General features: G+C 32.3%; 12 protein-coding genes. 10 read left to right on the top strand and 2 right to left on the bottom strand.

Translation table 11 applies throughout. From position 1 onward, the window contains the following. Positions 1-50: 50 nt before the first annotated feature. The 4 genes from AC2GW8_RS08255 (at position 51) to AC2GW8_RS08240 (ending at position 6,780) form a co-directional block, all read left to right on the top strand. The gene (locus AC2GW8_RS08255) at positions 51-2,972 is read left to right on the top strand and encodes a CLIPPER-2 domain-containing protein (RefSeq protein WP_440879399.1); all 2,922 of its coding nucleotides are present in this window, start codon (positions 51-53) and stop codon (positions 2,970-2,972) included. A 39-nt stretch (positions 2,973-3,011) separates the two neighbouring features. Then, positions 3,012-3,935, top strand: a complete 924-nt coding sequence (locus AC2GW8_RS08250) for a PorP/SprF family type IX secretion system membrane protein (protein WP_440879398.1) — start codon at positions 3,012-3,014, stop codon at positions 3,933-3,935. Between the two features lie 11 nt (positions 3,936-3,946). Then, positions 3,947-6,013, top strand: a complete 2,067-nt coding sequence (locus AC2GW8_RS08245; protein ID WP_440879397.1) for an OmpA family protein — start codon at positions 3,947-3,949, stop codon at positions 6,011-6,013. Positions 6,014-6,435: 422 nt separating this feature from the next. Continuing rightward, entirely contained in the window at positions 6,436-6,780 is a 345-nt protein-coding gene (locus AC2GW8_RS08240; protein WP_440879396.1) for a toxin-antitoxin system YwqK family antitoxin, read from the top strand. A gap of 10 nt (positions 6,781-6,790) precedes the next feature. Here the strand turns inward: AC2GW8_RS08240 and AC2GW8_RS08235 are convergent, their stop codons facing one another. Both AC2GW8_RS08235 and purN read right to left on the bottom strand, forming a co-directional pair. Beyond that, a complete protein-coding gene (locus tag AC2GW8_RS08235; protein ID WP_440879395.1) occupies positions 6,791-7,429 on the bottom strand; it encodes a ribonuclease H1 domain-containing protein in 639 nt (212 codons plus the stop codon). Next, positions 7,422-7,991, bottom strand: a complete 570-nt coding sequence (gene purN / locus AC2GW8_RS08230) for a phosphoribosylglycinamide formyltransferase (RefSeq protein WP_440879394.1) — start codon at positions 7,989-7,991, stop codon at positions 7,422-7,424. The genes AC2GW8_RS08235 and purN overlap by 8 nt, the downstream gene beginning before the upstream one ends. Positions 7,992-8,171: 180 nt before the next feature. On the opposite strand from purN, the gene AC2GW8_RS08225 reads away from it, so the two are divergent. The 6 genes from AC2GW8_RS08225 (at position 8,172) to AC2GW8_RS08200 (ending at position 13,810) form a co-directional block, all read left to right on the top strand. After that, on the top strand, positions 8,172-8,609 hold the full coding sequence (locus AC2GW8_RS08225) for an acyl carrier protein (protein WP_440879393.1): 438 nt from the start codon (positions 8,172-8,174) through the stop codon (positions 8,607-8,609). A 7-nt stretch (positions 8,610-8,616) separates the two neighbouring features. After that, positions 8,617-9,867 carry a beta-ketoacyl-ACP synthase II gene (gene fabF, locus AC2GW8_RS08220; protein WP_440879392.1) on the top strand — a complete coding sequence of 417 codons (1,251 nt, stop codon included), beginning with the start codon at positions 8,617-8,619 and terminating at the stop codon, positions 9,865-9,867. 5 nt (positions 9,868-9,872) lie between these two features. Then, positions 9,873-10,610 (top strand): ribonuclease III, encoded by a 738-nt coding sequence (rnc, locus tag AC2GW8_RS08215; protein ID WP_440879391.1) that lies wholly within the window; start codon positions 9,873-9,875, stop codon positions 10,608-10,610. An 81-nt stretch (positions 10,611-10,691) separates the two neighbouring features. Beyond that, complete coding sequence (locus AC2GW8_RS08210; RefSeq protein ID WP_440879390.1) at positions 10,692-11,159, top strand: IPExxxVDY family protein; 468 nt, start codon at positions 10,692-10,694, stop codon at positions 11,157-11,159. Between the two features lie 3 nt (positions 11,160-11,162). Then, a complete protein-coding gene (pyk, locus tag AC2GW8_RS08205) occupies positions 11,163-12,590 on the top strand; it encodes a pyruvate kinase (protein WP_440879389.1) in 1,428 nt (475 codons plus the stop codon). Between the two features lie 680 nt (positions 12,591-13,270). Then, positions 13,271-13,810, top strand: a complete 540-nt coding sequence (locus tag AC2GW8_RS08200) for a hypothetical protein (protein WP_440879388.1) — start codon at positions 13,271-13,273, stop codon at positions 13,808-13,810. Positions 13,811-13,930: the final 120 nt, after the last annotated feature.

The raw sequence follows: 13,930 nt of genomic DNA, 5'->3' as shown, positions 1-13,930 counted from the left end.
TTAAAGGATTTTAGTATATAAAAAATAATAAAAATAAACATAATGAATATATGGGGGGGATAATTAAATTATGTGCTTTTTTGTTTCTAATATTTTCTCAAGTTGGTTTCTCGCAATCAATAAGTTTGCAGGATGGTTTTATTACCCCTGCTCCATTGGGAACGGTTGAGAACTTAGGACAAGGAGTAGCAAGTTTTAGAATTCAGGAAATGTCAGGAACAGACATTGAAGCGTCTGTATTTGGAGGTCAACCAAATGTTAAAGTAGTTCTTGACCTAGGAGATTATATTACTTTAAATGGTGTAATAGGAGATATTACTGGTACTTCGAACGGAGTAAACGTAGTTTCATTATTTGATATTGAATTTAATACTACAGATAATATAATTACATTTCGACAGAAGGAAGTGATTCCAGCAGATTTCTTAGGAGAAATAAGTTTTCCGGTAAAAGTGACTCAAAACTCTTCAAGAGCTGAGAGTTTAAATGGTTTTAATGCCAATATATCAGCGTTAGGAACAGATACTAATGCAGATGGAAATACAAGTTTCTTTACATACACATCAGAATCTTCATTAGAAGTGATTAAATCTGTTGTAAACGTGCCTTCAGAGTTTTCGGTTGGTACAGTTATTAATTATGAGATAGAAGTTACTAACTCAGGAGATGAAATCATATCTAATATAGAAATAACAGATCCAGGAGCAACAATAACATCAGGGAATCCAATAGCAAGCTTATTTCCTGGAAAATCTTCAATTGTTAATGCCAGTTATACTTTGACACAAGCAGATATTGACAAAGGAAGCTATAGAAATACGGCAAGAGCCATAGGAGATAGCCTTGGAGGTGAAGATAATGTGATGGCGATATCAGATGCAGGAACAGATGTAAATGGAAATGAGATTGTAGATCCATTAAATGTAGATGGACCTGATTCAGATACCGATACAACAAATGATCCAACGGATCTTGATTTATCAAAAGATCAAAATCCTGCTATGACATTAATTAAAAGTATTACATCTAATGGACCGTATACTGTAGGTTCTAAACTAACTTATGAGTTAGTAGTAACCAATACAGGTATGGTTACTTTAAGTAATATTGAAGTTACTGATCCAGGAGCAACAATAACATCTGGAAATCCAATTGCTAGTTTAGCACCAGGAGAATCTGTAGTAGTTGAAGCGAGCTATACATTGTCTCAAGAAGATGTTGATAAAGGTAGTTATAGCAATTCTGCAACGGTTATAGGAGATAGTACAACTGGAGTAGACGACGTTATTGTGGTTTCTGATGCAGGAACAGATGAAAACGGGAATGAAATTATCGATCCGCTAAATGTAGACGGACCTGATGCTGATAATGATCCTACAAATGATGCTACAATTATTAATATTACCAATGAGAGTGTATCAAGTATGACTTTAATAAAAAGCATTAGTTCAAGTGGGCCTTATGTTTCTGGTTCTACGATTACATATGATTTGGTAGTTACTAATACTGGTACAGTTACTTTAAGTAATATTGAAGTTGAAGATCCAGGGGCTACTATAATTTCAGGAAATCCAATAGCTATTTTAGCTCCAGGTGATTCAGTAGTAGTAACTGCGGCCTATACAATTACTCAGGCTGATCTGGATAGCGGAAAATATAGTAATTCTGCAACAGCTACAGGAGATAGTACAACTGGAGTAGATGACGTTACTGTGATTTCTGATGCAGGAACAGATGAGAACGGAAATGAGATTGAAAATCCTTTAGAAGTTGATGGTCCTGATACTGATAATGATCCAACCAATGACGCAACTGTTTTAAATTTAGGTGGAGCTATGACTTTGATTAAAAGTGTTACCTCTACTGGCCCATATTCGTTAGGTGATACCTTAACTTATGAATTGGTGGTTACTAATATAGGAAATGTTGTGTTATCTAATATAGAAGTAATAGATGATGGAGCTACCATAACCTCTGGAAATCCTATAGCAAACTTAGCTCCGGGTGAATCACTTGTTGTAACAGCTATGTATGTGATTACTCAGTTAGATGTTGATAACGGAAGTTATAGTAATTCAGCCACTGCCATTGGAGATAGTACTAATGGAACAGACGACATAACTGTAATTTCAGATGCTGGTACAGATGAACAAGGAAATGTTATTCCTGATCCATTAAAAATTGACGGTCCAGATACTGATGATGATCCAACAAATGATGCGACAATTATCGATCTCTCATCCAACGGAGGAGTAAATGATTCAAGTATGACTCTCATTAAAAGTGTAACTTCTGTGGGGCCATATGGTGTTGGTTCATTAATTAAATACGAGTTAGTTGTAACTAATACTGGAGACACGGTTCTTTCTAATATTGAGATAGAGGATCCAGGAGCGACGATAATCTCAGGTAACCCTATTGCAAGTTTAGCTCCAGGTGCTTCAGCTACAGTGAAAGCTCAATACGCCGTAAATGAAATAAATATTTATAATGGAAGTTATAGTAATTCAGCTACAGCTACAGGAGATAGTCCAGAAGGAATAGATGATGTCACGGTGGTTTCAGATGCTGGGACAGATGAATTTGGAGAAATTATAGAAGATCCGTTAACAGAAGAAAGTGATATAAACCCTGATGGTGATCCTACAAATGATGTAACTCATCTAATATTAGATTCGTGTATAAAAATTTATAACGAGTTTAGTCCGAATGGAGATGGTGTTAACGAATATTTTAAAATAGAATGTATTAGAGATTATCCTGAAAATGTAGTTGAGATTTTCAACAGATGGGGTAACCTCGTATATAGTATTGAAGGATACAATAATTCTACAATTTTATTCGCTGGGAAATCTAAAGGAAGAGTAAATGTAAGAGTAGATGAGGAGTTGCCAACGGGAACATATTTTTATATGATTGATTTAGGTAACGGAAGTGATGTGTTAAAAGGTTGGTTATATCTTAACAGATAAATTTACCTAGTTGTGAAATTTTCAAAATAGATTGAAAAAATGAAGATAATAATAAGATTATATTTTTTTCTTACAATAATAGGTCTTGTTGAGCTTTGTGCTCAACAAGATCCTCATTATACTCAGTATATGTTTAATACAATGAGTGTAAACCCTGCTTATGCAGGTTCAAGAGGACATGGAGTGATTACAGCGCTTGGTAGGTCACAGTGGGTCGGTTTTAATGGGGCTCCGGATACTCAAAATTTAAGTTTTGACACACCCCTAGGTTACTCAGGTCTTGGTTTAGGTATTAATTTGTTAAATGATAAAATAGGGCCTTCAGATGAATTTTATTTTGATGTAAATGGTTCATATAATATTGAAACAGGTCAGCAAGGTAATCTTGCTTTTGGATTAAGGCTTGGTGGTAGAATTTTAAATATCGATTGGTCAAAAGGTCAAGTAGATGAAAATGAGCCAATTTTTGCCAATAATATTAGTGGTAGATTTTTACCAACAGTAGGAGCTGGAGTTTACTATCATGAACCAAAATGGTATGTAGGATTATCTGTTCCTAACTTTTTAAAGTCTGAACACTATGATGGCAACCTACAATCGCTCCAAACGACAGCAGTAGAGAGAATGCATTTCTACTTTATCGGAGGGTATGTGTTTGATGTAACGGAAAGTATTAGGTTAAAACCAGCAACTCTTTTAAAAGCCGTATCAGGAGCTCCATTATCTTTGGATATATCAGTTACAGCAATGTTTAATCAAAAGTTTAGAGCTGGGCTCGCATGGAGATGGGATGACTCGATAAGTGCTTTGTTAGGATTTCAAGTAAGCAAATCATTTTTAATTGGGTATGCATATGATCTTACTACTTCTAATTATAACGTAACCAATTCTGGAACACATGAAATTATGATACGTTATGATATTTTTAAAGATTTAACGTATAGATCACCAAGATTTTTCTAATAGAACTATTTATGAAAATAAAAATAAGACAAGGCAAAGAATTATTTTTTCTTTGTTTATTTGTGGGTAGTATTAATTTTTACGCACAAAGTAGGAGGGTAGCAGATAGGTATTTTGATGAGTTTTCTTATGTTCGATCAGCTGAGTTATACAAAGAAATATATAATAAAAAAGGTGATGATTCAAAGCACTTATTGTCTAGATTAGCAGATTCATATTATAACAATGCAGATGTTACAGAGGCTGAGATTTGGTATACTAAACTTGTTAATAAGTATAAAAAAGATTTGTCTGAAGATTATCTGTTTAAATACGCTCAAGTATTAAGAAGTGTAGGGAACTATACAAAGTCTGATTCCATTTTGGCATCTTTAAGCTCTTTATCTGAAGATATTACAAAAAGTGGAATGAAAAGCTCTGATTATATCCTTGAACACTCTAAGATGAAAGAGAAGCGAATTAGTATAAATAATTTGTCTGTAAATTCTGAGTATTCTGATTATGGTGGTTTTATTTTAGATGGAAATGCCTATTTTACTTCCTCTGCTTTACAAGCAAAGAAGAAGCAGAAGATTTATGCTTGGAATAAAGAACCTTTTTTAAATATTTTTAAAGCAAAGACAGGAGTACAATCTTTAGAATGGAGTAAAAATGATACAATTTTAACTTTAAGTAAAGCTGAAATACTTAATTATCCGGTCACTACGGATTATCATGAAGGGAAGCCTATTTTTTCTAAAGATGGAAAAACGATGTACTTTACAAGAAATAATTATGATGGTAAAAGAGTTAGAAAGGATAAAAAGAGAACTGTGAACCTAAAAGTTTATAAGGCTTCTTTTATCAATGGTGTATGGACTAATGTTGTTGAGTTACCCTTTAATAGCGATTCATATTCTGTTGGACATCCAGCATTAAGTCCAGATGAAAAAGTATTGTATTTTACTTCTAATATGCCTGGAGGACATGGTATGACAGATTTGTACATGGTAGAAATTTATGCGGAAGATAACTATGGGGTTCCCGTTAATTTAGGTAGTAAAATTAATACTCGTGGTAGGGATGAATTTCCCTTTGTAGGAAAAGATGGCACCTTTTATTTCTCTTCTGATGGTCATACAGGTTTAGGATTGTTGGATATTTTTCAAACAAAAATAGGAGAAGGGGTTGATAATAAAGATACTGTTGTAAATTTAGGAAAGCCTTTAAATAGTAAAAAAGATGATTTTGCATTTTTTATAAATGACGAAGGTAAGTATGGATTCTTTTCTTCCAACAGAGATAAAGGAAAAGGAAGTGATGATATATATAGTTTTTTTATTTATGCACCACCGCCAGCATGTAATACTGTAATTAGAGGACATATCGTCGATTCAAATTCAAAAGAGAATATCGCTTTTGCTACAGTCTCTTTACTAAATCAAAAAGGAGAAATTATTGAAGAGGTTCTTTCTAATTCAGAAGGAAAATACAGTTTGGATAATGTTCCATGTAACACTAATTATAAGATAACTGCTAAAAAGTTTGATTATGAGCCTTCAAAACGAGATTTAAAGTTAACTTCGGATAAAATAGAAAGCTTTAATGTTGTTTTAGATAGGTTGGTTGTTGGAGATAGAATAGAGTTAAAACCTATTTATTTTGATTTAGATAAATATAAAATTCGTGAGGATGCAAAATACGAATTAGAGAAACTTTATCGAGTTATGAAAAATCATCCCAAACTGGTGATAAAAATAGAATCGCATACAGATAGTAGGGGTAGTGCTGCTTATAACTTAAAGTTATCTCAAAATAGAGCAAGCTCAACTAGAAATTATCTTGTTAAAAGAGGTGTTTCTTCAGAAAGAATAAGAAGCGCCAAAGGGTTTGGAGAATCTAAATTATTGAATAACTGCAACGATAAGAATCAAAGTAAGTGTTCTGAGGAGGAACATCAGTTAAATAGAAGATCTTATTTTATAATCGTTGAAGGAAAAGAATCAATTATAGATAGGGCAGAAAGAGAAAGACAAAAAGCAATAAAAGAAATTGAAAAAAGAAGATCTAAAATCAAAAAATTAAGAGGGAACATGTAGTTTTCTCTTGTGAAAGAATAACATTGGTCAATGTACCTCCATTATCCTTGAAAGTCGTTTGTTTACTCAAACGACTTTTTTGTTTTTTAAATGGATTAATTCTAGATAATTTATTTTATTTGTCCTATTGGTTGTTTCAATTTTATAGTTAAAAGTCAGTGTTTTATTTTGTATAATTATAATAGATTCCATTTTTAAAATGCTATTCTCAATGCAATTTTAATAAGAACACATCGAAACCTATTCAATAATAAGATTTGTTTTATAAAAGGAACTGTTAAAGCGTTGAATTTAGCTATATATCTTCATGTTTTAAAATCACTAAACATCTTATGTTAAATTAATGTTACCAAAACGTTGCTTGAGTGTGAAATATATAGTATATTTGTTTAACTAGATGTTAATCAATAAAAATATATGATATGAAAAAAGTGGTATTTTATGCTTTTCTTCTATTTGTTTTTTCTTTACAGGCTCAAACGGAACCTAAATATGAGAGTGTTGGAGACCTTGTAGAAGTTACCTATTTCTATAAAGATGGAACAGTTAGAGAGAAAGGTTTTTTTAAAAATAAAAAATTAGAAGGGACTTGGCTCAGTTTTGACGAAAGAGGCAATAAGACAGCAATCGCGCATTACAAAAATGGAAAAAAAATCGGAAAATGGTTTTTATGGCACAAGGATGGATTGAGAGAAGTGAATTACAAAAATAATATGGTAGCTAGCGTGCAAAATTGGAGAGAAGAAACTAAAATAGCAATTAAGTAGAAGTTTTTCTTTATTTTCTTCCAAAATCTGCGGGTATTTCACCCCAAGCCTTTGTTTCCCATTTTAAAATAGGGTTTTTAAAACTGTTATTTTGAAGCCATATTTCAGCTCTTTTTATTAATTCCAATAAATCCTTATTCGAATTATCAAAAAGAATGTTCGTTTTGCATTTTTTCTGCTTGATCCAGCTAATTGCTATTTTTGAGTCAGAGTAAATAGGAGTGTTAAACATTTTTCTTTGCTTTAAAAAAGCAATTCCATGGACCAATGCTAAAAACTCCCCAATATTGTTAGTACCTTTCTTAAACGGTCCTTTTAAAAAAAGTTGATTTTTATTGTGTGTTAAAACGCCTCTATACTCCATAATTCCAGGGTTTCCAGAGCAAGCAGCATCTACTGAAATACTTTCCAAAACCGGAGAACCAAACTTTTTTTTCTCAGACTCAGATAGTGTTTTGGTGTTTGTTTTTAAACCTTTATAGTCATCATATGTTTTTTTAAAAGCTTCTTCAGCTTCTTTCTTAGTGGAGAATGACTTATATTGTGCCCCTTGAAAGCCTGTTATTTGTTGTTTACACGCAATCCAAGTATTGAAAACACCTGATTGTTTTCCTTTCCAAACAACATAATATTTTTTTTTACTATTCATTTCCTAGTAATATATTTTTAATAATTTTAGGAAAATATTTATATTCCAAAAGATGTACTTTGTTGGCAATCTGTTCAGGTGTGTCATTTGGTAGAATTTCTGTTTTCGCTTGAAATATAGTAGCCCCTTCGTCGTAATTTTCATTAACATAATGAATAGTGATTCCGGTTTCTTTTTCATTATGTTCTTTAACAGCTTTATGAACATTCATTCCATACATTCCCTTGCCACCAAATTTAGGTAATAAAGCAGGGTGAATGTTAATAATCCTATTTGGAAAAGCGTCAATAATATTAATTGGCATTTTCCATAGAAAGCCCGCAAGAATTATAAAGTCCGCTTTCGCTAGCAGAAACTTCATAACAACATCATTTTCATAAAAGTCATTCTTACTAAATAAAGAAGCTTCAATTTTTAAACGTTTACATCTTTCAAATACTTTTGCTTTTTTGTTGTTGGAAAGAACATGAGTTACTAAAATTTCTCTCGAATTTTTAAAGTAATTAATTATGTTCTCAGCGTTACTTCCTGATCCTGAGGAAAAAATAACGATTCGTTTCATGTTTTATGACTTTACTTTACAAATGCAAAAAAAAGAATAATTATCAATAAACACAGCTTATAGAATAAAATATTCCGGTATTTTTTTTATTTTAGTCAACACATTTTTGAGGAAAAATTAGAATTAAAACTTAAGATTTGTATTTTTGCCACGATTTTAAATTTTAAAACTTATAAAATTATGTCAGACATTTCATCAAGAGTAAAAGCAATTATCGTAGACAAATTAGGTGTAGACGATAGTGAAGTAACATTTGAAGCGAGCTTCACAAATGACTTAGGAGCTGACTCGTTAGATACAGTTGAGTTAATCATGGAGTTCGAAAAAGAATTTGATATTCAAATACCGGATGATCAGGCTGAAAATATTGCTACCGTTGGACAAGCGATAACTTATATAGAGCGTAATAATTCTGAAGCTGGAGAAGAAATGTCACAGCTTCATACTGTAGTAAGTGGTGATACTTTGAGTAAAATTGCTAAGAAGTTTTATGGTGATGCAATGAAATATTCAGTGATTTTTGAGGCTAACAAACCTATGTTGACAGACCCAGATAAGATTTTACCTGGTCAAGTCTTGAAAATACCATCATTAAAAAAAGAAGATACGAAAAATTAAAAAGTATATGCAATTAAAGCGAGTTGTAGTAACTGGACTTGGCGCATTAACGCCTATAGGAAACAATAAAGATGAGTATTGGAAAAACTTGGTTAACGGAGTTAGCGGAGCAGCGCCTATAACATATTTTGATGCTGCCAAGTTCAAGACTCGTTTTGCATGTGAGCTTAAAAACTTCAATGTGAATGACTTCATTCACAGAAAAGAATCACGTAGAATGGATAAATTCACACAGTATGCTATGGTTGCTTCAGACGAAGCAATTGCGGATGCTCGAATTAATCTAGACGAGGTGAATAAACTAAGGGTTGGAGTTATTTGGGGAGCTGGTATTGGCGGGCTTGAAACTTTTCAAGATGAAGTTTTAAGTTATGCAAAAGGAGATGGTACTCCTAAATTTAATCCATTCTTTATTCCTAAAATGATAGCAGATATTGCGCCTGGTAATATTTCTATAAAAAATGGTTTTATGGGGCCAAACTATACTACTGTTTCTGCCTGTGCTTCTTCAGCAAATGCTATGATTGATGCATTGAATTATATTAGGTTAGGACATTGCGATGTGGTAGTAACAGGAGGTAGTGAAGCAGCAGTAACAATTGCAGGTATGGGAGGGTTTAATGCAATGCATGCTCTATCCACAAGAAACGATGATCCCGAAAGTGCCTCAAGACCTTTTGATGCAGAGCGCGATGGGTTTGTTTTAGGAGAAGGAGCCGGAGCAATTGTATTAGAAGAATATGAACATGCGGTCGCAAGAGGAGCAAAAATATATGCTGAAGTCGTTGGAGGAGGATTGTCTTCTGACGCGCATCACATGACAGCGCCTCATCCTGAGGGTATCGGAGTTATTGCTGTTATGAAAAACTGCCTTGAGAATGCAGGTTTAAAACCAGAGGAAGTCGACCATATTAATACACATGGTACATCAACACCGTTAGGTGACGTGGCAGAGCTAAAGGCTATTTCAGAGGTTTTTGGCGAACATGCAAAAAATATCAATATCAATTCAACTAAATCAATGACAGGTCATTTATTAGGTGCTGCTGGTGCTATTGAGGCAATAGCGTCTATATTAGCTATGGAGCACGGTGTAATTCCGCCAACTATTAATCATTCAGTAGTTGATGAAAATATAAATCCAAACCTCAATTTGACACTTAATAAAGCACAAAAGAGAGATGTCAAAGTAGCAGTGAGTAATACTTTTGGCTTTGGTGGGCATAATGCCTGTGTAGCGTTTAAAAAAATAGTGTAGTTAATATGAATTTTCTTCGTAGAATAGTTAAGCCCCAAAATAAAGAGGACGTAAACTTTTACTACGAACTAAAAGAGCTGTTGAACTTTAAACCAATAAAATTAACACATTATAAAAAAGCATTTACTCATAGGTCACTAAAATTAGTCGATAGAAAAGGTAATCCGGTAAATTATGAACGATTAGAATTTTTAGGTGATGCGATACTAGGATCTGTAATAGCTTCTTACTTATATAAGAAAGTCCCTGAAGGGGATGAAGGCTATTTAACACAAATGAGATCCAAAGTGGTGAGTCGAGAGCACTTGAATGCATTAGGGAAAGATCTGGAACTTTTAAAGTTTGTAAAGAGTAATGTTGCTAATAATCAGATAAGTGAAAATATCCACGGTAATATTTTTGAAGCCTTAATTGGGGCTATTTATTTAGATCGAGGTTACAATTATTGTCATCAATTCATATATGAGCAAGTAATATTACCCTATGTAGATATCAGTAAGTTAGAAGGTAAAATTTCAAGTTATAAAGGGTTCATTATAGAGTGGTGTCAAAAGAATAAGAAAAAATATAAATTCGATTCTTATGAAGACACTGGAAACCAAGATAAGAAACACTTTAGTGTACGAATAAGTATTGATGGAGTTATAGTAGCAAAAGGAAGAGCGACTTCTAAGAAGAAAGCAGAGGAAATAGCTGCCAAAAGAGTTTATTTTTCAATGCAGGATAAAATGTCAAGATCCTAATGTAATGTCGAAAACCTTTTCGTTATTTTCGTATTAAATATTATCTACTTTCACTAACTTAGCAAAAACTTAACGTTGTTTATGACAGTCTATGAGTTAGACTTTGATGATTTTTCTGCGTGTGAGTATTCATTGTTAGCAATACACACACCACTAGAAGATTATAAGCTAGCCTATCTTTTAAATAGACGACTAGATTATAAATTCAACAAAAGCGATATCAATATAGATAAGAAGAGTAAAAATGATGTTTTAACATCATTTTCTGTTTACGAATATTCTGATGGTGAGTATAATTTTTTACTTATCAAGAATACTTTAAAGAAAAAAGTAATTATTGATAATAACAGTTTGTTTAATGTTAGTCATGAAGTTCATCACCTTATTCCTGAAAGAAAAAAAGTTGATTACTTTATAAAAATAGAAGGAGATGTCGACTCTATTTACTTATCAAAATTGATACAGAAATTAAAAGAGTTTCCTCAACTGCTAACATCATACAAGATAGATATAAATTCATTAAAATCTAAAGATTTTTTAATTTTTTAGTATATGCCACATAATAAAAAAACTAAAATTGTTGCAACTTTAGGGCCTGCTACAAATACAAAGAATATTCTTGAAAAGATGGCCGAGCAAGGGGTCAATGTTTTTAGAGTTAATTTTTCACATGCTGACTACGATATTGTTAAAAAACGAATACAGCAGATAAGGCAAATAAATGAGGAAAGGGGGTATAATGTCGCTATTCTAGCAGATTTGCAAGGTCCTAAGCTTCGTGTAGGTGTTATGGAAGAAGGTGTAGAGCTAAATGCTGGTGATACCTTTGTTTTTACTACTGAGGAATGCCAAGGAAGTAAAGAAAGGGCTTACATGACATATCAAAATTTTCCAAGAGATGTAAAAGTGGGAGAAAATATTTTGGTAGACGATGGTAAATTGATGTTTGAAGTAATTTCTACGGATAAAGAAAAAAATGTTGTTACGAAAGTTATTGTTGGAGGTGTTTTAAAATCAAAAAAGGGAGTCAATTTACCTAACACAGCTATATCTCTTCCAGCTTTAACTGAAAAGGATAAAAAAGATGTTGTCTTTGCTCTTGAACAAGAGGTAGACTGGATTGCACTATCTTTTGTTAGAACGCCAGAAGATTTAAGAACATTAAGAGATTTAATTAAGCAGAAATCTAGATATAGAGTTCCTGTAATAGCAAAAATAGAAAAACCAGAAGCGGTAGAAAATATTGACGCTTTAATTCCTTATTGTGACGGCTTAATGGTAGCGAGAGGAGATTTAGGTGTTGAAGTTCCAATGCAAGATGTGCCTTTAATACAAAAAAGTTTAGTTAATAGGGCTAAACAAGCAAGGATTCCAGTTATTATTGCTACGCAAATGATGGAAACAATGATTGAAAATTCGGTACCAACAAGAGCCGAGGTTAATGATGTTGCTAACTCTATCATGGATGGTGCTGATGCCGTTATGCTTTCTGGAGAAACATCTGTAGGGAAACACCCTTTAAGGGTAATTAAAAAGATGTCTGAAATTATTGAAAGTGTTGAGTATTCACATCTTATTAAAGTTCCTCAAGAAGCGCCACATATTAGAACTAATCGTTTTATTACAAAATCCGTTTGTCATCACGCTGCTTTAATGGCTGATGATATTAAAGCAGCAGCTATCTCTACTTTAACAAATAGTGGGTACACAGCTTTTCAGATATCAGCTTGGAGACCAAAAGCTCATGTTATAGCATTCTCTTCAGAAAAAAGAATATTAGGAAAATTAAATTTGTTATGGGGAGTTAGAGCTTACTATTATGATAGAAACTTGAGTACAGATGATACCGTTGAAGATATTAATGAAATTGCTAAAGAAAAAGGATATGTAAAAACAGGTGATTTTATTATTAACCTATCTTCTATGCCAGTAGAAGCAAAAGGAATGGTCAATACATTAAGAATATCTCACATAGATTAAAAAATTAAAATTACTTCTCTTTAGTTATTTAGAGGAGTAGTTTACGAAAATTATGAGCTGTAATTTTTTATTTAAAAAGTTTAAGCGTATTTGTTCAAATGAATATTGTAATTAATCTTTCTGAATCTTGACATTTAGCGATAGCATGGTGACAAGATTTAAATGGAGGTTTAAAAAGAAACAAGCATATTATTAGCCATTTATAATGGCAAAACGAGAATTTTAAAAAGAAGCTACCTTGTATTAAATTGTGAGGTAGTTTTTTTTGAAATCTAATGAATAGATACCTCTAATATACATATATGATTAGTCCTGTCATATCAGTGAAGGAGGTGATAACATAAATAGAAGTTTTGATAAAATACCGTTTGTAGAGAAAAAAAGAAGCACAATTTGTCTAAAAGTATTTCAAGTATTATTTAATAGTTAGAAAATTTTTTTTGCAGAAAATACTGAAAATATTATGATAAATTAATTCATAAAAAACCATTATATGTTGTAAATATGCACATGATTTTAAGTGTTATTAAATACTATTTTTTCTGCAGAAGGTAAGGAGGTAGTTGTTTTTTACACCAATCTAATTTGCTTAATAAGCACCTTTACGAATATAGAAATAGCCTTAAAATTTAATTAAAAACCCTATAATTTTTGTAAAATTAAATTTTTGTCATTTAAATATGAAAAAAAAATTATACTCAATAATTGTATGGTTGCTCATCACCCTTATTTCTGGGTGTGGTGGAGATCAAGAAAACCCAAAGTCAGAAATAGCAGGGTCTTGGACAATGTTGGCTATGCGAACCAATGGAATAACAAAAAAAAGGGGAGACCTTATTAAATTCAATACTCTTTCAAAGAATATAAATTCAACATTAGAGGTAAATGAAACAGCAAAAACAGTAACCGTTTCAGGTTCTTATAATCTAGTGTTCAGATCCTCCATCCATGGAAAGCATACCTATGGAGAGTTAATAGTAAAGCAACCTCCAAGAACATCCAATAGCCTATACCATGACAATTTATTACAAATAGAAAATAGTTTGTTTAATTCGTTGAATGCACAAGGAGAACTCGTGGCAATAGGAACTCGCTTTATAGTTGAAAAATTAACTGATACCAGACTAACGCTAAGGAATATAACATACCTTCATCCGGAGAATGATGAAACTGTTATTACTGGAAATATTGAAACAGTCATGGAATTCTCTAGAAAATAAGATTAAAAATAAAAGTTACGTGAGTTGGTGATTCAAACTATCTGTTTAACAATACTTTAAGGGTTTGTTGCTAGGTAAAAGCGTAATTTACGCCGATTTTATCAAAAATTATCTCTCGTT

This window comes from Tenacibaculum profundi, assembly GCF_057162725.1.
This window is presented reverse-complemented; position numbering and strand designations above follow the sequence as displayed.